The organism is Celeribacter naphthalenivorans (assembly GCF_020524585.1).
Lineage (GTDB): Bacteria > Pseudomonadota > Alphaproteobacteria > Rhodobacterales > Rhodobacteraceae > Celeribacter > Celeribacter naphthalenivorans.
This window is the reverse complement of the sequence record NZ_JAIVLK010000001.1, coordinates 579,301-598,768: the sequence shown is the minus strand read 5'-3', so window position 1 is coordinate 598,768 and position 19,468 is coordinate 579,301. Positions and strand designations below refer to the sequence as shown.

Below are 19,468 nucleotides of genomic sequence, written 5' to 3'. Positions count from 1 at the left end.
ACGTCACACTGAGAGCGGATGAAAACACGCCACTTCTGAGCTTGCCCCGACCGGGGTGAGCCGAGGTGCCTCTCTGCGGCATGTCTCGCTGGCGCGCGGGCAACGTGCGGCAAAGGCACAGCCCGGCGGCGGGTTCAGCGGGTCTGGCAATTCCGTGCCCTCTGCCTCAGGCGGCGTCAAAGCCCGCCCCACCACCGGCGCGCTGTCGGCGAGCAATTTGGTGTAGGGATGTTTGGGCGCGGCGAAGACCTCTTCGGCGGGGCCAACCTCCACGACAGAGCCGAAATACAGCACCGCGATCCGGTCGCTGACCGCTTCGACCACGGCCAGATCGTGGCTGATGAACAGGTACGTCAGATCAAAGCTCCGGCGAAGATCGGCCAAGAGGTTCAGCACCTGCGCCTGCACCGAGACATCCAGCGCGGAGACCGGCTCATCGAGGATCAGAATGCGGGCGTTTGCCGCCAAAGCGCGGGCGATGCCGATGCGCTGCGCCTGCCCGCCGGAGAATTCATGCGGGTAACGGTCGAGGAACTCTTCGCGCAGATTGACGCTTTCGAAAATCTCGGAAATCCGTTGGCGCCGCGCCTCCGCCGGCATGTGGTGCAGGCGCTTGAGCGGCGCCTCCATAATCTGGCGAATGGTCTTGCGCGGGTTCAGCGACGAAATCGGGTCCTGAAACACATATTGAATGCGCTTGCCGAAGGCCGCCGGATCGGCGGTATCGAGTGCGGCACCTTCAATCTCGATCTGGCCCGTCGTGGGCGGCAAAAGCCCCACGAGCATGCGGGCCAGCGTGGATTTTCCGCAACCGGATTCCCCGACGATGCCCAGCGTTTCGCCCTGCTCCACCGTGAGGCTCAGCGGATGCACGGCTTTGACCGAGCCGGTGGGTTTGCCAAAAAGCGACCGCCCGACCGGGAAGGTTTTCGACAGGTCTGTGAGTTTGAGCGCGTTGGTCATGCGATCTCCTCCTGTGCCACGGGATAGAGGCAGCGAACGGCGTGATGACCGGTCTGCGCCAGTGCAATGTCCCCATTGCGACAGGCGTCCTGCGCCCGGTCGCAACGGTCGGCAAAGGCGCACCCCACGGGCAGCTTGTCGACCACGGGCGGCAGGCCGGGAATGGCCTCCAGCCGCCGTTTGCCGCCGCCAAGCTCCGGCACACAGGCCATGAGCCGCGCGGTATAGGGATGACGCGGCGCGTCCAGAATGTCGCTTGTGCGCCCCGTCTCGACCACGCGGCCCGCATACATCACCGCGACCCGATCGCAGAGCTGCGCCACGACGCCAAAATCATGCGTGATGAACACAATGGCGAGGCCGCGCGAGCGCCTGAGATCATCAAGAATGGTCAGCACCTGCGCCTGCACCGTGACGTCGAGCGCGGTGGTCGGCTCGTCGGCGATGATGATGTCCGGGTCATTGGCCAAAGCCATGGCGATGCCAACACGTTGGCGCATCCCGCCCGACATTTCATGCGGGTAATCGGAGATGCGTTTCTCGGCATTGGGGATGCGCACGGCGTTGAGCAATTCGATCGCCTTGGCGCGGCCCTCTTCGCGCCCGATGGGCCGATGCGCACGGATCGCTTCGATCAGCTGATCACCGACACGGTACAGAGGGTGCAGCGTCGCCAGAGGGTCTTGGAAAATATAGGACACATTGCGCCCCCGCATGTCGCGCAGGCGCTTGTAGGGCGCGCCGATCAGGTCAACGCCCTCATAATAGGCCGCGCCCCCGGTGATCACGCCGGGCGGAGAGGCGACGAGACCCATGATGGAGAGCGCTGTCACGGATTTTCCGGAGCCGCTTTCGCCGATGATACCGAGGCATTCGCCTTTCTCGACCGACAGATCCACGCCGCCCACGGCACGATAGATACGGTCCTTGATGTGGAACTGTGTCTCGAGAGCTTTGACCTCCAACAGGCCTTGGCCCTCGGACGCGGGCGGTTGCTCTGCGCGCTCCACACGCGTGGCGGCCATCGGACGCGACAGGGCACCGGATTTCAGACGCGGGTCCAAAGCATCGCGCACCCCATCGCCCAAGAGGTTGATCGACATGACGATGATCAGGATCATCACACCCGGCACGATGGAGGTGTGCGGATTGGTGATAAGCGCGGATCGTGCCTCCCCCAGCATGGAGCCAAGATCGGCCTGCGGCGGTTGGCTTCCGAGGCCGAGGAACGACAGGCCCGCGGTTTCGAGGATCATCCAGCCGATGGTGGTGGACATGGCGATGACGATCACCGGGATCACATTGGGCAGAATTTCCGACAGGATGATCCGGGTATTGGACAGGCCCGCAAGACGGGCGGCGTCCACGAATTCCTTATGTGCGAGGCCCACCGTGATGCCGCGAATGTTGCGGGCAAAAAAGGGCACGTTGACGGCGGATACCGCGATCAGCGCATTGAACAATCCCGGCCCGAGGGCGGCCACGATGGCCAGCGCCAAGAGGATATAGGGAAAGGCCATCAACATATCGACGCCGCGCATGATGATATTGTCGATCCGCCCGCCATAGTAGCCCGCGACGATGCCGATCCCGGCGCCAATCGTGGCGGCGACAATGGCGGCGGCAACGCCCACCGCGAGCGACAGCCGCGTGCCCCACATCAGCCGGGACAAGAGATCGCGGCCGAGATGATCGGTGCCCAAAAGCGCACCCTCGGAAAAGATCGGTTGGAACCGGTTCGACGTGTTCGTCACATCCGGGTCCGCGAGCGGCAAAACTGGTGTCAGGATCGCCAGCAGGACGACGAGCAGCAAGACAATGCCCCCCGCCAAAGCCAGACGGTTGCGGACCAGAAGGGTGAGGAAACTCTTCATGTCTTGATCCTCGGGTCGAGCAGGCTCTGCGCCACATCCACCATGATGTTGAACAGCACATAGCAGGCGGCGACAAAGACCACCCCGCCCTGCACCAGCAAAATGTCACGCTTGAGGATCGCATCGACCAGCATCCGCCCGACGCCCGGCCATTGGAACACGATCTCGATATAGACCGCGCCGGAGAGCACGAAACCAGCCTGAATGCCCAAGACCGGGATGATCGAAACCATCGCGGCTTTCAAAGCATGGCGCCAGATCACGCCGCGCTCATGCACGCCCTTGGCCCGCGCGGTGCGGATGAAATCTTGGCGCAGCACTTCGAGCATGGCCGAACGCGAGAGCCGCGCGACGACACCGGTGGCGACAACGGCCAAGGCAAAGGCGGGCATGGCGAGATGGGTCAGAAGCACGGGCAAAGTCCGGTCGCCGTAAATGGGCCACATGCCGGAAACCGGAAACCAGCGCAGGTTCACGGCGAAAAACAGGATCATCATCATGCCGAGGAAAAACGACGGGATCGAAATGCCCAAAAGTACGACGAATGTGATCGCCTTATCCGCCAGCCCGTATTGATTGGCCGCCGAAATGACGCCCGCCACGACACCAAACACGGAACAAAGGACAAAGGCCGTGCCCGCCAGCACCAGAGTGCCGTTGAAACGCTCCAAAACCTCGTCGATCACCGGGCGGTTGAGTGCGAAAGAGGTGCCAAAGTCGCCCTGCACCATATTGCTTAGCCAGATGAAATACTGCTGCACCAAAGGCTTATCGAGGCCCAGATCGCGGTTCAGTTTTTCGACATTCTCGGGTGTGGCGTAGCTTCCCAAAATGGCGGTGGCCGGGTCGCCGGGGATGAGCGCCATGATCAAAAAGACGATGACCGTGATGCCGAAGAGCACCGGGATCGCCGAGAGAAGTCGTTTCAGAATATAGCCTGTCATACGCGGCTCCGGTTGGGCGGCTTGCTGTGTGAATGATCATAAAACCCTGCGGGCGTGGGCTGCCCGCGGGTGTCATAGCGCGTCAGTTCTTCACGACGTCATCAAGCAGCAGGAAGAAGGACGGTTGCAAGGCAAAGCCTTCGACCTTGTCGCTGGTGACCGCATTCTGCTTCCAGTTGGCGACAAAGACCCAAGGCGCGTCCTCTTGCACGATCGCCTGCATCTCTTTGTAGAGCGCGGCACGTTCGCCCTGATCCGTGGCAACCCGCGCGGCTTCCAGCAACTCGTCGACCTTCGGGTTGGAGTAATAGCCGGAGTTGAACCCGCCCGCCTCGGGCCAGGCCTCCGTGCGCAAAGCGAGGAACGGCAGCGTATCCGGATCGTTGGTCATCCAGGCCATTTCGGCCATATCCGCCTTGCCCTCAAGACCGGGGTTCACCTCGCCCAGGAAGGTGTTCCACTCGTAGGTCTCGATTTTCACATCGAACCCCACGGCCTCGAGATCGGCCTGAATGGCGGTGCCCATGGCGATGGGATCGAGCATCCCCGAACCGCCTTCGGTCACATAAAACGTCAGCTCGGCCCCCTCAGCGCCCGCCTCGGCCAGCAAGGACTTGGCCTTCTCAGGATCATAGGGATAGGGCGACAGCTCATCGTTATAGGCCCATGCAAAAGCGGGCGGCGTCGGGCCAGCGGCGACATCTGCCGTGCCTTCGAGCACCTCATTGACCAAAGCCTCCTTGTTCACCGCATAGTTGGCGGCCTGACGCACGCGGACGTCGGCAAAGGGGCCTTCCTTGGTGTTCAGGATCAGGAACCAGACATGCGGGCCGGCCTGTTCATAGACCTGATAGGCGTCACTTTGGAACTCTGAGAGCGCCACGGGCGGCACTTCGACCATCAAATCGATGCCGCCCGCCAGCATCTCCGCGGTGCGGGTGTTGGCGTCGGTGATCGGGCGGAACACCACGGCCTGAAGCTCCGGCGCGCCATCCCAATAGTCGGGGTTGGCCTCGATCACCACCGCCTCGTTCGACCGCCATTCGGCGAATTTGAACGGCCCGGTGCCGGACGGATTGCGGCCAAACTCGGCACCGTATTGTTCGACAGCGGCGGGCGAGACGATGAGGCCGGTGGGATAGGCCAGATTGGACAGGAACGGCGCGTAGGGCGCGTTCAGGGTGAATTTCACCGTCAGATCGTCCACCACCTCAACGCTGTCTACGGAGGAAAAGAAGAAGGCCAAGGGGAACGGCCCGGTGTTGTGATAGGGGTGATCCTCATTGAGCATGCGCTCAAAATTGAACTTCACAGCCTCGGCATTAAACGGCGTGCCGTCGTGAAATGTCACGCCCTCGCGCAAGTTGAAGGTGTACTCTGTGCCGTCCTCGCTGATCTCCCAAGCGGTCGCCAGCGCCGGTTCGACCTCCAACGTGCCGTCTTTATAGCGCACGAGACCGTCGTAGACGTTCATCAGAATGCGGAAATCATTGACGGCGGTGACAGCGGCCGGGTCGAGCGCCTTGGGCTCGGCGATCTGGCCGACGATGAGCACTCCGGGCGGGGTTTGCGCCTGCGCGTCACCGGCGATCCCCATGGTCAGGCTGAGCGTCAGGGCCAGCGCGGTGCCCGCCCCCAAAACGGCGCGGCGGGTGACATGACGGTTCAGGCGGCGGGGAACGTGAAAGAGTGACATGGGGTTTCCTCTCTTGTTATGCGCCCGGTTTTGCGCAATGGATAATTTATCATGATAAATTGATGAGGCCAAATTTTCATGATAAATTCAAGCCTCCCTTTTCATGGAGACCCGAATGACAATCTCGATCCTGGCTTTTGACGAAAAAACGGGCGCTTATGGCGGAGCCGCGACCACGGGCAGCCTCTGTGTCGGCGGCTGGGTGCTGCGGGGCGATGCCGAATCGGGGCTTTCGGCCTCGCAAGGCTCCCTGCCCAGCACGTTCTGGGGCACCGATGTCCTCACGCTGATGCGCAATGGCAAGACGGCGACAGAGGCTGTGCAGGCTGTGACGCAGGCCGATACGGGCCGCAATGAGCGTCAATTGTCCGCGCTCGATCCCATGGGGGGCACGGCCTCTTTCACCGGCGCCCAAAGCATCGCCACCGCAGGCGCGCGTCAGGGGCGCCATGTGATCGTCGCGGGAAATCTCTTGTCCTCGGAGGCGGTGCTGGACGCCTGTCTCACCGGTTTCGAAACCACCGAAGCCCCCCTCGCCCAGCGTCTCATGGCGGCGCTCACGGCCGCGTCCCGCGCAGGCGGCGACAGTCGCGGATTGCTCTCCGCCGCCCTTTTGGTGGTCAGCCGGGATCATCCGCCCATGAGCCTGCGCATCGATTATTCGGACACCCCGCTTGAAGCGCTCGCAGCACTTTATACGCGCGCCACAAGCGGCGCTTATGCCCGCTGGACGACCTATGTGCCGACCCTGAACGACCGCGAGCGCGGCATTCCTTTCCCGGACTAACCCTACTCGGCGATAAAGCCTTTCATCACCTCGGCCTCCTGCGCCTCCATCCGGGTTTTCGCCATCTCCATGTGGCTTTTCATGATCTGCCGCGCGGCCTCCGAGTCGCCGTCTCTCAGCGCGCGAATGAGACCAAGCTGGTGATCACGCCCTTGCCGCCAGAGGTCTTCGTTCGGCGTCGCGTAGAGCTTTTTATAGACCGTCAGATCGGTCAAAATCTGGGCCATAAAGCCGATGAAAAAGCCCAAAAGCGCGTTCTGGCCGAAGTCCGACAGGCGAGCGTGAAATCGCAAAGACGCGACATGTTGGCGGCGCTCTTCCTCGGCATCGGCGGCGGGACCAGCGTAGTCTTGCATGATCTCTTCGAGCTCGGCCAGTTGCTCAGGGCTCAAACGCCCGGCAAGACTGGCGACGAGCTCCGGCTCCAAAGCGATGCGGACCTGATAGATGTCGGCCACCGTCACATCGCGGAAATAGAAGTAATTCGCCAAGAGCGCGCTGGCCCGGTCGCGGGACACTTCGCCCACGAAACTGCCACCGCCCGGCCCCGTTTTGGTCTCGATGAGCCCCTGCGCCTGCAACAGCCGCATGGCCTCGCGGATCGTGCCCTTGGACATGCCAAAACGCGCGATCAACTCCGCCTCGCCCGGCAGACGATCGCCGGGCTGCAAACCGCGTTTCACCACCCAATCCTTGATCTCCTCGGCCACCCTGACAGGGCGCGAGCGACGGGGCTGAGGTCTGTTTTCTGTGCCATTTTGCGGCACGGAGGGAGTGGTCATCTGCGAGGTCTCGATCTGGCGAATTGGGGCGTCCCGATATTTATCATGATAGATCCGACGACACGATGATAAAGCAAAAAAACTGTCTTTTGAGGCGGTTCAAATTCCCCGCGACCGGAACCGGAACAGAGACTTGAGCGTTCCCTCATGAATAAGGAGAACAGCATGATGCAAACCGAACGGGGACGCCCGGAGACAGCGACTTGGGCCTTGGTGGTCCTGGCGCTGATTGCCGGGGTGATGGCACTTAATCTGGCTCATGCGCTGCTCGCGCCCTTTGTCTTGGCCTTTGTCTGTGCGGTGGTGCTGTCTCCGCTGTCGAACTTCTGGAAACGCTTTGGCCTTCCGCCTGCGATCGGTGCGCTTTTGAGCCTCGGCACGGTGCTGAGCCTTCTGGCCATTCTGGTGTTCATCGCCGAACCCGTGGTCGAGCGCGCCTATCTTCAAATCCCTGAAATCAAAAACGAATTGAGCGCGACCATCAGTCAGGTGCAAGACATGTTTCGTGGCATCAGCGATGTGACGAAAGAGGTTCAGGACACAATCTCACCCGATGGCGGCGGCGATGAAGGCGATACTGTCGATCTGCCGTCGCTGGGCGACGCTCTGTTCGCCGCGCCCTCGCTGATCGCGCAGATCCTGCTTTTCGCGGCCGCCATGTTCTTTATCCTTTTGTCGCGCGACGAGATGTATGAGTGGCTCACCAAACTGCATCCCGAAGGCCCCTCCGCCGCCTGTTTGCGCGACGCGGATGCGCGGGTGTCGCGTTATTTCCTGACGATCACCCTGATCAACACCTGTTTCGGCGCCATCGTCGCCGGCGCTTTTTGGGCGCTTGGCCTGCCCGGTCCGGTGATTTGGGGAACGATTGCCGCCGTGATGAATTTTCTGCTCTACATCGGCCCTGCGACCGTAGCCGTGTCTTTGGTTGTCGCCGGGACCATCGCTTTTGACGGCGCAATGTCTCTGGCGCCTGCCGCGACATTTATCACGCTCAACATGTTGGAGGGCCAGTTCATCACGCCGACCCTCGTGGGCCGCCACATGCAGGTCAATCCGCTTCTGGTGTTCCTGTCGCTGTGTTTCTGGCTTTGGCTTTGGGGACCTGTGGGGGGCTTTATCGCCATTCCGCTTCTGGTCTGGGGGCTGGCAGTGTTTGACGGATTGGGTCCGTCTAAGCACTGCCAGTCGGCCCCTCTCATGGATTAAAACATTTGGAAAAGAATGGGGAAAGGCGACCCTTCAGTCGCCTTCCACCTCCGTGAACCCGCCGTCGGAGGCCTCATCGAAAGAGGCAATCGGGAAGTCGATCACAACACTGTAACGGCCCTCTTCGTCCTCGACTTTGAGCTGACCACCGAGCTGCTGTGCGAAAGCCTGAATCAGGCTGGTGCCAAGCCCCGTGCCACTGATCTGTTCCGGCGGCAAAAGCGGCGCGCCTTTGCTGTTGGAAATGGAAAGTCGGGCGATCTCAGGTTCCAACCGGGTGAGGCTAACCTCCACACAGGGCAACCCTTCGTTCGGCCGCCCCACATATTTCAGGGCATTGGTCGTGGCCTCCGTGGCCAACAGCGACAAGGGCACGGCCTGATCCGGGTAAAGCGTGATCGGCTCGTAGCTCTGGGTGTTCTCCAGTTTGATCTCATTGCCGACGCCCGCATCGACCAGCTTGCCGACCGTGCTGCGCAACAGTTGATCGGCACGCACGCGGCCCTCTGTGGTCGTTTCATAGAGGCTGCGATGCACGGTGGCGATGCTCATCACACGGCCCTGCACCTCTTTGAGCGCAAAGCGCGCCTCCGGCGTCTTCGCCTTTCGGACCTTCATATTCACAATAGAAGCAATGAGTTGCAGGTTGTTTTTGACGCGATGATGCACCTCTTTCAGGAGCACCGATTTGTCATGGATCGTGTCCTCAAGTTCGGCCTCATCGCGGATCACGGTTTCCGCCAGATCAAGCCACGCCCCTTCGATGTCGCGCAGCTCGCGCGGCAGTCCGAAGTCCTTACGGCGCGGATTGTGGCGTCGGGTCGACGCAAAGGTGCGCATGTCCCGGCTCAGGTGACGTATGTGTTTGATCGCAAGGCGGTGCACCGCGAAATAAGCCACGCCGAGGCTGGTGATCCACATCGCGATGGGAAAGATCATCGGCGTCGCAATCGCAAAGCCCGGCGCCACCGAAAGGCGCTCGCGCGGCCAGCTCCCGATGGCGTAGACCTTTTCATTGAGGATCGGCACCACGGCAAAGACACGCTCCTCGCCATCATTGGTCACGCCCGAAAAAGAGCTGCGATACTGTCCGGTGAGATGGGCCAGAGGACGCCCCTCAGGCAAGCGCGCATCGACGTTTTCCAGCCCGCCAGACGCACTTAGAACCTCGCCTTCTGCGTTAAAGGTGATCAGTTCGACAGGCCGGTCGACCGGCGCGTTTTCGAGATTGATGCGGGTGTCCTCATGCGGCAGGGAGACGCTGATATAGCCATCGAACAGGCCATTCTTAAAGACCGGCGCGGAGAGCACGATCACTTGCCGGTGACTGACCTGACCGTCCAGAACGAGATCGCTTCTGAGCTCAGGCACCTCGATCATACTTTTGTAAACACTGCGATTTTTGAAATCTTGCCCGGTTTCCGCAGACCCACAGACCAAAATCCCATCAGCACTGATATAGCCTGCAAAGATAAATGACGGATTGCTCTCAATGAACCCCGAAAACACCCCGTCACAGGCGGCTTCATCCGCGACAACAAAGGGCATGACGGCGGCCAGCGCCTCCGCCGTGCCAAAGCCCGTGCGGATCAGAGCCTCTTCGCCCGCCGCCGCCTGCGCGGTGAGCGCGAGCAGATTGCTCTGCGCGCGCTCATCCGCGGCTTTGGCGAATTGATGGGTGAGGGAGACAGCGATCAGGCCGATGGGAAACAGCGCAATCGACAGAAGAACCGCAATACGCACGCCAAGCCCGTCCACGCGGGCACGCACAATGCGCCAGATCACGCAGCATCCCCCCGTCCCGGCATATTGGTGCTCATCACCGCCAATGTCTGTTGATCGGTCAGCTCCAGCGGCTCACCCTCTTCGAGGTTCATCAACTCGCTCAGCGCCTGACGCGCACGGTTGACCCGGCTCTTGATCGTGCCCACCGCCACTTCACAGGTCTCGGCGGCCTCTTCATAGGAAAACCCCATGGCACCCACGAGCATCAGGGCCTCGCGCTGTTCGGATTTGAGCTGCACAAAGGCCGCTTCGAAATCCGCCATGGCGAGGCGACCGTCATGGTCCGGCTTGTTCGCCAAAGTGGCAGCAAAGGCGCCATCCGTGTCCTGCACCTCGCGTTTGCTTTTGCGACGGTCGGAATAAAACGTGTTGCGCAGGATCGTAAACAGCCAGGCCCGCATGTTCGTGCCAACCTGAAAAGAGGCGAGATTTTTCCACGCCTTGATCACCGCGTCCTGCACCAGATCGTCGGCCTGCGACGGGTTGCGCGTCAGACTGAGAGCAAAGGCCCGCATCGCAGGCAAATGCGTGACGATCTCTTCGCGCGGATCGAGCGGCGGGGCGTCTTGCGCCAGGCTTGCGTTACTGGTCATTGCGCGCATCCTGTTCCTTAAGCTGCTCAAGCAGTTCCAGGAAGCGGTCAGGCACCTCTTCGTCGAGGGTTTTCTGATAGACTTTTTTCAAATTCATCTCGATCTGCTCATCGAGATTATGTTTTGGTTTCTGTTGCGCCATTATCTTTCCCATCTCAGGCCCATCTCCCGGATTTTCCGTGGGCTTTCTGAAAATTTTATACCGTTTTCGGGAACCAAACGCATTCCGGCCGCGTTTGGTTCCCGAGAAATCGAAAAAAAGGACGAAAATATATGTCGACAGCTCCGACAGAGAAGAAACTGTCCCTCATTGTGGCCAGCCTTCTGCCCTACCTGCGTCGTTACGCGCGGGCGTTGACCGGGGATCAACAGACCGGGGACAAATATGCGGCGACGACTCTTGAGGCGCTTTTGAGCGACCGCTCCGTCTTTGATGAGATAGAAAGCCCGAAAGTGGCTTTGTTCCATGCTTTCCACCTGATCTGGGCCAGTGCCGGCGCGCCGACGGGCGAGGATGAGACGGGTCTCGCAAAGCGTGCCCAGGCGCATTTGCGTCGCCTGACGCCGAACACCCGCGAGGCTTTGCTGCTTCACACCATCGAGGAATTCACCCTCGACGAGGTGGCCGAAATCATGGGCACCGATGTCGATGAGGTCGAGCACCTTCTGAACGTTGCGCAAAATGAAATGACCGAAAGCATCAATGGCCGTGTCATGGTGATCGAAGACGAGGCGATCATCGCGCTCGATCTTCAAGGCATCGTGGCCGACATGGGGCACCAGATCACCGGTGTTGCCAGCATCGCCAGCGAAGCGGTGAAACTGGCGAAAGAGACCCAGCCGGATCTGATCCTCTCGGACATCCAACTGGCCGATGGCTCGTCTGGCATCGACGCTGTGAACGACATTCTGCGCGCCTCGGGCGATGTGCCGGTGATCTTCATCACTGCCTTCCCCGAGCGCCTTTTGACCGGCGACCGCCCGGAACCGGCCTTCGTGATCACCAAACCCTACAGCGAAGATCAGGTGCGCTCTGCCGTGTCGCAGGCGATGTTCTTTGCCAGCACGGAAACGCTCGTGTCCTGAGCTTGAGATCAAACCAAATAAAGCGCCCCGCCGAGAGATCGGCGGGGCGCTTTTTGTTAAGATCTTCAAGAGATTAGGACTTTGCAATCGCCCGAAGCATCCAAGCCGCCTTTTCATGAAAGGCCGCACGCGCGGTCGCCATATCGGCGGTGACATCGTCATCGTGCTCTTCCGCCAATTTGATCAGCTTGTGCATCTGGGAGGCCAGCTGTTCGTGGTCCTGCGCCAGATCGGCCACCATCTCTGTGGCACTCGGCGATTTCGGCGTGTCCTGCACCTTGGTGCCCGCCAGAATGTCGCCGATGGACATGGGCGCCAGTTGCCCCAGCGCACGAATGCGTTCGGCCAACTCGTCGGTCGCCTCGAACAGCGCGCCATATTGTTCTTCGGTCAGATTGTGGACGCTGTAGAACAGCGGGCCTTCGACGTTCCAATGATAGATATGCGTCTTTAGAAGAAGCGTATAGGTGTCGGTCAGAACCTGCGAGAGCCCGTCCGCGACAGCTTTCGGGGATTTCACCCCGGTGTTGACGTCGGTGGCTTCGGGAGTGGTGTCGAGACCATCCTTCATAATGTACTCCTTTCTCATAAAATTTTTCGCGTGATGTTGGGGGCTGCGCCGGTGTTAAACCGGCGGCTTACCCCGAACAGCACGAGCGACCATCGCCAGCAAAAACAGGACGATGAAGATGAAGAACAGGATTTGCGCGATCCCGGCGGAAGCGCTCGCGATGCCACCGAAACCGAAAACCCCGGCGACAATCGCAACGATAAGAAAAGTAAGTGCCCAACCAAGCATGGGAGCCTCCTTATTAGCGATTTCATACATGCGCTCATCAAGCGCGGTCTGAGAGGATAACGGCCCGCCCCGGCCCGAAGTTCCAAAGATATTTTTCGGAACTTTGCGCGGCGCTCAGGCGTTGATGGGGCAACTGAAATTCGAAAGGAGAAAGATCATGGCACGTGCTCAAACCAATGGCGCCGTCGAACAAACGTCTGCTGATCTCTCGGCTCAAATCGAAACGCTGAAAGCGGATGTGGCCGAGCTCACCAAAGTGATGGGCGATTACGGTCGCGCGCAGAAAGCCCAGCTCGGCTCCGCCGCCGAAGAGAGCTTTGAATCTGCGAAACAGAAAGGCGCCGAGACCGCCGAATATGCCCGCAAGCAGGCGCGTGACGCCTATGCCGGTGCGGAGAAAACCGTCCGCGCCAACCCCGCCGCCTCCGTTGGCATCGCCGCAGGTGTGGGGTTTCTGGTCGGCCTTCTGGCCAGCCGCCGCTCGTAAGGAGCGTTTGTTCATGCTGACGGCATTGCAACATCAGTTGACCCGGGGCGCACGTCGTGCGGCCTGGGTTTCTGCGGGGGGCATCCTCATGGCGGTGGGCATCGGCTTTTTGACCGTCGCCGCCTGGATCATGCTCAGCACCCTGCGTGATGCGCAGTTTGCGGCGCTGGTGATCGGTCTGGTCTATGTCGGCGCAGGACTGGTGATCATCGCGCTGAACACGCAAGGCACACGCGCCTCCACGCTCGAAAATCAACGCGCCGAAGAGGCCTACAGACGCGCGGCCTGCACCCCCGAAGACGATCTCTTCGCCCGCATCGCCATCGCCTTTTCCGAAGGACTTCAAGCCGGTAAAGCCTTGCGAAAGTAAGTCCTTACACCCCAATCCTCAAGCTTCCGTATCACTTTTTCAGGTTCAAAAAGGGAGCAAATCCACCTTCGAAGGACGAGAGAAGATCTCAGGCATATCGGCTCTGTGGTCGTTGATCTCTTAACTGCCTTGCAAAAGAGACGCTGGCGGAGGCTCAGGGATTCGAACCCTGGGGACGCTTTCACGCCCGTCGGTTTTCAAGACCGGTGCATTCAACCACTCTGCCAAGCCTCCTACGCGCATGCCCCGAGCGGGTTCGGACAGGATTAGCGTCCTCGGTTTGATTCTAAAACCCATCTTATGCATCCTGTTTTGCCCAACACCCTCGCGCACCTCCCTGCTCTCCCCATGAACTCCCCGCGCGCGAGCCGTGCTATTTTCCGCCACTTGCGCAATGCGGGGCTTTCCAGCTTGGGGGCGAACCGTTAGACTGTCGCCAAATCCGTTCGGGACGACAGGGGGGGTTCCCCTCTCGAAACGGCAAAAGATAAAATGAGCAGACAGAGTAACCTGAGCCCGACAGAAAAATGCCGGGAAAATCAGGGGTGATATAGGGGCATACTCATGCGAATGACGGGTAAAGGGACGCGCGTTGCGCTCTTTGTGGGGGTCACACTCGCGCTGACAGCGTGCGAGGACGGACAATCCTTTTTCGACAAGATGAAAGCGCCGGCAGGGGCGCAGGCGGCTTCGACCTCCACGAAACTGGTGGAACGCGATGTCGAGGCGCCGGATGTGTTTCAGGTGACGGACACGGGCCTTTGGGACGGGCGTCCGTCTTTGGGCGGTGTCTGGGTGGCGCATTCCGAGGTGACCGATCCCGAGCGCGTCATCATCCGCAACGAGAAAAACGGCAAATTCGTCATCGGCGCGCTGTTCAAACGCGAAGCCACCTCGCCCGGGCCGGGCATTCAGGTGTCCTCTGACGCCGCCGAAGCCCTTGGCATGCTGGCAGGCTCTCCGGCCGAGCTGAACATCACCGCGCTCAGACGCGAAGAAGTCGCGCAAGAGCCGGAAACCGTCGAGACCCTCGCAGAAACGGAAACAATCGCGGCGACTTCGCTCGACGATCCGATCGCCGATGCGGCGGCCACGCTCGACACACTCGCTGCGCCTGCGGTGAAACCAGCCACCCCGACAGCGACAGCGGCACCGGCAGCGAGCGCCCCAAAACCGGCGGCGCTGAAACCCGCGTCCTCTGGTCTTTCGAAAGCCTATTTGCAAATCGGGATTTTCTCAGTCGAGGCCAATGCCAAACGCACGGTCGATATGTTGGGCTCGCAAGGCATCGTTGCGACGACAAAATCCGGCAGCTCGAACGGCAAAGACTTCTGGCGTGTCGTCGTCGGCCCCGCCGCCACCGCGTCTGAACGCGCGGCACTTCTCGAAAAAGTGAAAAAGGCGGGCTTCACGGACGCCTATGCCGTAACGCATTAAGAGACAAAGCCGGGCGGGCCTCAAAGAGGCCTGCCCAAACCTAGACGCCCGCCCGAAAGGACGCCCCGCCCCCATGTTGCGCCTCATCGCCAAAAGCCTCACAGCCGGTTTTCTGACCCTGACCCTCACCCTGCCCGCCGCCGCGTTTGAAACGCGTGCCCGCGCCGCCTGGGTCTATGATCTGACGACCGAAACCGTTTTGATGAACAAAGAGGCTCAGACACCTCTGCCGCCCGCCTCCATGTCGAAACTGATGACGCTCAACATGCTGTTCGAGGCGCTGCGCGATGGGCGTGTGACGCTCGACACGCGGTTTTCGGTCTCGACGCGGGCGAAAAACATGGGCGGTTCGACCATGTTCCTCAACGAGACCGACCGTCCGTCCGTCGAAGAACTCATTCAGGGCATCATCGTCCTCTCCGGCAATGACGCATGTGTCGTCGTCGCCGAAGGGCTGGCGGGCACCGAGGACAATTTCGCGCGCCTGATGAACGACCGTGCGCGGGTTCTGGGTCTGGAAAATTCGACCTTCGCCAATGCCTCCGGCTGGCCCAACCCCAACCAACGCATGTCGGTCGAGGATCTGGGCAAATTGGCAATCCGGTTCATCACCGAATTCCCGGAATATTACGGCTATTTTGGCCAGCATGAGTTTCCCTACGACAACCGTGCGCCGCAGAACCGCTATAACCGCAACCCCTTGTTGAAACTCGGCATTGGCGCGGACGGGCTCAAGACCGGCCACACCGAAGAGGCGGGTTATGGTCTTGTCGGGTCCGCCACCCAGGGCACGCGTCGGGTGGTCTTTGTGCTCTCCGGCCTTGCGACCGAGGCCGACCGCGCGCAGGAAAGCGAACGCATCGTCAACTGGGCCTTCCGCCAATTCGCCGAGAAATCCGTCGCCGAAAAAGGCCATGAATTTGCCCGTGCCAATGTCTGGATGGGTGATCAGACCGAGGTGGGGCTTGTCGCCGCCGAGGATATTTCCGTGCTTTTGCCCGGCAGCCAGTTGGAAAAACTGACGGGAGAGGTGATCTACACCGGCCCTTTTGAGGCCCCGATCACCCAAGGCGACACGCTGGCCGAGCTGGTGATCCCGCGCGAAGACCTGCCCGAAGCGCGTATCCCTTTGGTCGCGGATCGCTCTATTGCGCGCGGCGGATTGGCTCCGAGGTTGCGCACGGCCTTCATGGTGCTTAAGGACAAGTTGGAAGGGCAAACGGGTCTGGCCGTAGCCGAATAACCAACTGCGCGAACACGGGGTGCGCCATGTTCATCAGCTTCGAGGGCATCGACGGGTCCGGCAAATCGACACAAGCACGGCTTTTGGCCGAGGCGCTTCAGGCTTTGGGTCATGAGGTCGTGCACACCCGAGAACCGGGCGGCTCGCCCGGCGCCGAGGAAATCCGCTCCCTCGTGCTCGAAGGCGATCCGGACCGCTGGTCGGCGGAAACCGAGATTTTGCTCTTTACCGCCGCCCGTCGCGATCATCTGGAAAAGACCATCCGCCCCGCTATAGCTGCGGGCAAAGTCGTCATTTGCGACCGTTTCGCCGACAGCACGCGGGTGTTTCAGGGCGTCACGCGCGGCGACCTACAGGACAAGGTGAACCGGCTGCACAATGAGATGATCGGGATCGAGCCGGACCTCACGCTGTTGTTCGACATGGACCCGGCGATCGGGCTGGCGCGCGCCAAGGGGCGTCAGACCTCCGAGGAACGTTTCGAAGATTTCGGTCAGGATTTTCAGGAAAAATGCCGCGCGGCCTTTCTCGATCTGGCCAAGGCACATGACCGTTTCACCGTGATCGACGCCGGGCGCGAGATCGAGGTCGTGGCCAAAGAGGTGCTGACCCTCGTTGCGGGGCAATTGTCCTCATGAGCAGCCGATCCTCACAATCACTCGGCGAAATGGAGATGGCGCCGGAGGCCGATTGCGCGCCGGGCGCCCCGCATCCGCGCCGGACCTCGACGCTGTTCGGTCAGGCACATGCCGAAGAGAACTTTCTAGACGCCTTCAATTCGCACCGGATGCATCACGCCTGGCTGATCACCGGCCCGCGCGGGGTGGGCAAGGCCACGCTGGCCTGGCGCATCGCGCGATTTTTGCTGGCGCAGCCGGTGGAGGATGAAGGTGGGCTGTTTGGCGAGGCCCCACCGCCGACGGACAGCCTCGACTTGGGTCACGACCACCCGGTCTACCGCCGCTCCGCGCAGCTCGCAGAACCCCGTCTCTGCCTCATTCGCCGCGAATGGGACGCCAAAAAATCGCGCCATGGCACGGTGATCACCGTCGAAGAGGTGCGCAAGCTCAACGCGTTCTTTCATATGTCCGCCGCCGACGGCGGGCGTCGCGTGGTCATTGTCGACAGCGCCGATGAGATGAACGTCTCCGCCGCAAACGCCTTGCTCAAAACCCTCGAAGAACCGCCGAAAGACGCGTTTCTACTCTTGATCTCGCACCAGCCCTCGCGGCTTTTGCCGACGATCCGAAGCCGCTGCCGCGAGCTGCGTCTCGGGCCACTCCAGCCCGCCGATTTGGCCCAAGCCCTTGACGCGGCGGGGTTCGATGCCGCAGAGCAGTCAGACGCATTGGCGGAATTGTCCGCCGGCTCTGTGGGGGAGGCGTTGAGGTTGACGAATTTGGGCGGGCTGGATGTGTATCGCGATCTGGTGGAACTGTTCTCCACCCTGCCCCGGCTCGACCGCGCGCGGGCGCTGAAACTCGCCGAAGGGTGCGTGGGCGCCGCCAACATCGACCGCTATGACCTGACGCTGGGCCTCATCGACCGGTTTCTGACCCGGCTTGCGCGCGCAGGCGCCGGGCGTCCGCCGATTGTCGAGGCCGCGCCGGGAGAAGCCGCGCTTTTGACCCGACTGGCGCCCGACAGCTTTGCCGCCCGCGATTGGGCGGTGTTGCAGCAAGAGCTTTCCGCACGCGCACAACATGCGAGGGCGGTGAACCTTGACCCTGCCGCTCTGATCCTCGATATGGTATTCAAGATCAACGACACCGCCTCCCGCATCAGCCGATGATGTCCTGCGGTCCGAAGAACGAGCAGACCGCATGAGCCTTCCCGCCCGCATCACAGACAGCCATTGCCACCTCGACTTCCCGGATTTTTCCGAGGAATTGCCGGAGGTTGTCGCCCGCGCCGTGGACGCTGGCGTGCACCGTATGGTGACGATCTGCACCCGGCTACGGCAGGTGGATCAGGTCAAAGCCATTTCCGAACGCTTCGATCCGGTGTTCTGGGCGGCGGGCACGCATCCGATGTCGGCGGCCGAGGAACCTCTGGCGACAGTGGACGAACTTGTCGCGCTGGCCGAGCATCCGAAGTTCGTGGGCATTGGCGAGACCGGTCTCGATTATCACTACACCGCCGAGAGCGCCGACATTCAAAAAGAGAGCCTGCGCATTCACATCGAGGCGTCGCGTGAGACGCAACTGCCGCTGATTATCCACGCCCGCGACGCCGACGCCGATGCGATGGAGATTTTGGGCGAGGAATACCGCAAAGGTGCCTACCCTTGCGTGCTGCATTGCTTCACCGCCTCGAAGGCGTTCGCGCTGGCGGCGATGGACTGGGGCTTTTACATTTCGATGTCCGGCATCACGGCCTTTCCGCGCTCTGAAGAGCTGCGCGAGATTTTCCGTGCCGTGCCGCGTGATCGTATCCTCGTGGAAACCGACAGCCCCTATCTTGCGCCGCCGCCGCATCGCGGGCGTCGCAACGAACCGGCTTACACCGCCCACACCGCCCAGCGCGCCGCCGAGACCTTTGAGATGGACTTTGCCGAGTTCGCGGCGCTGACCGAGGCCAATTTTGAACGCCTGTTCTCGAAAGCCATTCGATGAGCGCGCGTTTCACCATATTGGGCTGCGGCTCCTCAGGCGGCGTGCCGCGGATCGGCAACCATTGGGGCGCCTGCGATCCGCAGAACCCGAAAAACCGGCGGATGCGCTGTTCGGCTCTGATCGAACGCGACGGCCCGGACGGGACCACGACCGTGCTGATCGACACCGGCCCCGACATGCGCCAGCAATTGCTCGACGCAGGCGTGGAGCGGCTCGATGGCGTCGTGTTCACCCATGCCCACGCGGATCACATGCATGGCCTCGATGATTTGCGCCAGATCGTGTTCAACATGCGCGAACGCGTCAAAGTCTATGCCGACAGCGAGACGGAAAACGATCTGATCGCGCGGTTCGGCTATGCTTTTGTGCAGCCTGCGGGCTCGAATTACCCGCCTATTCTGGACCTTCATGCCATTCGCGGGCCGGTCACAATCGATGGCCCCGGCGGCCCCGTGACGCTGACACCTTTGCAGGTCAACCACGGACAGATCGAGGCCAAGGGGTTCCGTATCGGTGATCTGGCCTACATCCCCGATGTCTTGGCGATTCATGAGGCGACATGGGACGCGATGCAGGGGCTTGATACCTTTGTGATCGACGCGCTGCGGTACACGCCACACCCCTCTCATGCGCATTTGGAGCTGGCGCTCGACTGGATCGCCCGCGCCCAACCGCGCCAAGCCGTGCTGACCAATATGCACATCGACATCGACTACGCGACCGTGGATGAGGAGACCCCGGATCACGTCACCCCCGCGCATGACGGGATGGTGATCGAGATCACAGGAGCGCTCTGAC

The 19,468-nt window shown here is 61.1% G+C and carries 21 protein-coding genes and 1 tRNA gene; 11 read left to right on the top strand and 11 right to left on the bottom strand.

The features are described from left to right. Positions 1-3 precede the first annotated feature (3 nt). The 4 genes from LC094_RS02945 to LC094_RS02930 all read right to left on the bottom strand — a co-directional run bounded on the left by LC094_RS02945 (position 4) and on the right by LC094_RS02930 (position 5,477). A complete protein-coding gene (locus tag LC094_RS02945) occupies positions 4-963 on the bottom strand; it encodes an ABC transporter ATP-binding protein (protein ID WP_226550108.1) in 960 nt (319 codons plus the stop codon). Then, positions 960-2,837 carry a dipeptide/oligopeptide/nickel ABC transporter permease/ATP-binding protein gene (locus tag LC094_RS02940; protein WP_226550105.1) on the bottom strand — a complete coding sequence of 626 codons (1,878 nt, stop codon included), beginning with the start codon at positions 2,835-2,837 and terminating at the stop codon, positions 960-962. The genes LC094_RS02945 and LC094_RS02940 overlap by 4 nt, the downstream gene beginning before the upstream one ends. After that, positions 2,834-3,781, bottom strand: coding sequence for an ABC transporter permease (locus LC094_RS02935; protein ID WP_226550103.1), 948 nt, complete (start codon positions 3,779-3,781; stop codon positions 2,834-2,836). Before LC094_RS02935 ends, LC094_RS02940 begins: the two co-directional genes overlap by 4 nt. An 82-nt stretch (positions 3,782-3,863) precedes the next feature. Next, the gene (locus tag LC094_RS02930) at positions 3,864-5,477 is read right to left on the bottom strand and encodes an ABC transporter substrate-binding protein (RefSeq protein WP_226550101.1); all 1,614 of its coding nucleotides are present in this window, start codon (positions 5,475-5,477) and stop codon (positions 3,864-3,866) included. A 115-nt stretch (positions 5,478-5,592) separates the two neighbouring features. Here LC094_RS02930 and LC094_RS02925 point away from each other — a divergent pair, with 115 nt between their 5' ends. Beyond that, positions 5,593-6,264 (top strand): DUF1028 domain-containing protein, encoded by a 672-nt coding sequence (locus LC094_RS02925; protein WP_226550099.1) that lies wholly within the window; start codon positions 5,593-5,595, stop codon positions 6,262-6,264. Between the two features lie 2 nt (positions 6,265-6,266). Here LC094_RS02925 and LC094_RS02920 read toward each other — a convergent pair whose 3' ends face one another. Further along, positions 6,267-7,046: a FadR/GntR family transcriptional regulator gene (locus LC094_RS02920; RefSeq protein ID WP_226550097.1), complete on the bottom strand. Its 780-nt coding sequence runs from the start codon at positions 7,044-7,046 to the stop codon at positions 6,267-6,269. A 165-nt stretch (positions 7,047-7,211) separates the two neighbouring features. On the opposite strand from LC094_RS02920, the gene LC094_RS02915 reads away from it, so the two are divergent. After that, positions 7,212-8,255, top strand: a complete 1,044-nt coding sequence (locus LC094_RS02915) for an AI-2E family transporter (RefSeq protein ID WP_226550095.1) — start codon at positions 7,212-7,214, stop codon at positions 8,253-8,255. A gap of 33 nt (positions 8,256-8,288) precedes the next feature. Here LC094_RS02915 and LC094_RS21645 read toward each other — a convergent pair whose 3' ends face one another. The 3 genes from LC094_RS21645 to LC094_RS02900 are packed head-to-tail and all read right to left on the bottom strand — an operon-like array spanning position 8,289 to position 10,775. Next, a complete protein-coding gene (locus LC094_RS21645) occupies positions 8,289-10,040 on the bottom strand; it encodes a sensor histidine kinase (protein ID WP_226550093.1) in 1,752 nt (583 codons plus the stop codon). Continuing rightward, positions 10,037-10,633 (bottom strand): RNA polymerase sigma factor, encoded by a 597-nt coding sequence (locus LC094_RS02905; RefSeq protein ID WP_226550092.1) that lies wholly within the window; start codon positions 10,631-10,633, stop codon positions 10,037-10,039. The genes LC094_RS21645 and LC094_RS02905 overlap by 4 nt, the downstream gene beginning before the upstream one ends. Next, a complete protein-coding gene (locus LC094_RS02900; RefSeq protein WP_226550090.1) occupies positions 10,623-10,775 on the bottom strand; it encodes a NepR family anti-sigma factor in 153 nt (50 codons plus the stop codon). The genes LC094_RS02905 and LC094_RS02900 overlap by 11 nt, the downstream gene beginning before the upstream one ends. Before the next feature lie 131 nt (positions 10,776-10,906). On the opposite strand from LC094_RS02900, the gene LC094_RS02895 reads away from it, so the two are divergent. Continuing rightward, the gene (locus LC094_RS02895) at positions 10,907-11,719 is read left to right on the top strand and encodes a response regulator (protein WP_226550087.1); all 813 of its coding nucleotides are present in this window, start codon (positions 10,907-10,909) and stop codon (positions 11,717-11,719) included. Positions 11,720-11,792: 73 nt separating this feature from the next. Here LC094_RS02895 and LC094_RS02890 read toward each other — a convergent pair whose 3' ends face one another. Together LC094_RS02890 and LC094_RS02885 are read right to left on the bottom strand one after the other, a co-directional pair. Next, a complete protein-coding gene (locus LC094_RS02890; RefSeq protein ID WP_226550084.1) occupies positions 11,793-12,290 on the bottom strand; it encodes a Dps family protein in 498 nt (165 codons plus the stop codon). Positions 12,291-12,344: 54 nt separating this feature from the next. Then, entirely contained in the window at positions 12,345-12,518 is a 174-nt protein-coding gene (locus tag LC094_RS02885; protein ID WP_226550082.1) for a DUF1328 domain-containing protein, read from the bottom strand. A 157-nt stretch (positions 12,519-12,675) separates the two neighbouring features. Between LC094_RS02885 and LC094_RS02880 the strand changes: the two genes are divergently transcribed. After that, positions 12,676-13,005 carry a DUF883 family protein gene (locus LC094_RS02880; RefSeq protein ID WP_226550080.1) on the top strand — a complete coding sequence of 110 codons (330 nt, stop codon included), beginning with the start codon at positions 12,676-12,678 and terminating at the stop codon, positions 13,003-13,005. A gap of 13 nt (positions 13,006-13,018) precedes the next feature. After that, positions 13,019-13,375 carry a phage holin family protein gene (locus LC094_RS02875; RefSeq protein WP_226550079.1) on the top strand — a complete coding sequence of 119 codons (357 nt, stop codon included), beginning with the start codon at positions 13,019-13,021 and terminating at the stop codon, positions 13,373-13,375. A gap of 144 nt (positions 13,376-13,519) precedes the next feature. Here the strand turns inward: LC094_RS02875 and LC094_RS02870 are convergent. Then, positions 13,520-13,609: transfer RNA gene (locus LC094_RS02870), tRNA-Ser, on the bottom strand. 336 nt (positions 13,610-13,945) lie between these two features. Between LC094_RS02870 and LC094_RS02865 the strand changes: the two genes are divergently transcribed. The 6 genes from LC094_RS02865 to LC094_RS02840 all read left to right on the top strand — a co-directional run bounded on the left by LC094_RS02865 (position 13,946) and on the right by LC094_RS02840 (position 19,467). Next, on the top strand, positions 13,946-14,812 hold the full coding sequence (locus LC094_RS02865) for an SPOR domain-containing protein (protein ID WP_226550078.1): 867 nt from the start codon (positions 13,946-13,948) through the stop codon (positions 14,810-14,812). A 73-nt stretch (positions 14,813-14,885) separates the two neighbouring features. Then, positions 14,886-16,055: a D-alanyl-D-alanine carboxypeptidase family protein gene (locus tag LC094_RS02860; RefSeq protein ID WP_226550077.1), complete on the top strand. Its 1,170-nt coding sequence runs from the start codon at positions 14,886-14,888 to the stop codon at positions 16,053-16,055. Between the two features lie 26 nt (positions 16,056-16,081). Next, positions 16,082-16,693 carry a dTMP kinase gene (gene tmk, locus LC094_RS02855; RefSeq protein ID WP_226550076.1) on the top strand — a complete coding sequence of 204 codons (612 nt, stop codon included), beginning with the start codon at positions 16,082-16,084 and terminating at the stop codon, positions 16,691-16,693. After that, complete coding sequence (locus LC094_RS02850) at positions 16,690-17,847, top strand: DNA polymerase III subunit delta' (RefSeq protein WP_226550075.1); 1,158 nt, start codon at positions 16,690-16,692, stop codon at positions 17,845-17,847. The genes tmk and LC094_RS02850 overlap by 4 nt, the downstream gene beginning before the upstream one ends. Before the next feature lie 31 nt (positions 17,848-17,878). Further along, a complete protein-coding gene (locus LC094_RS02845) occupies positions 17,879-18,670 on the top strand; it encodes a TatD family hydrolase (protein ID WP_226550074.1) in 792 nt (263 codons plus the stop codon). After that, positions 18,667-19,467 carry an MBL fold metallo-hydrolase gene (locus LC094_RS02840; RefSeq protein WP_226550072.1) on the top strand — a complete coding sequence of 267 codons (801 nt, stop codon included), beginning with the start codon at positions 18,667-18,669 and terminating at the stop codon, positions 19,465-19,467. The genes LC094_RS02845 and LC094_RS02840 overlap by 4 nt, the downstream gene beginning before the upstream one ends. Position 19,468 lies beyond the last annotated feature (1 nt).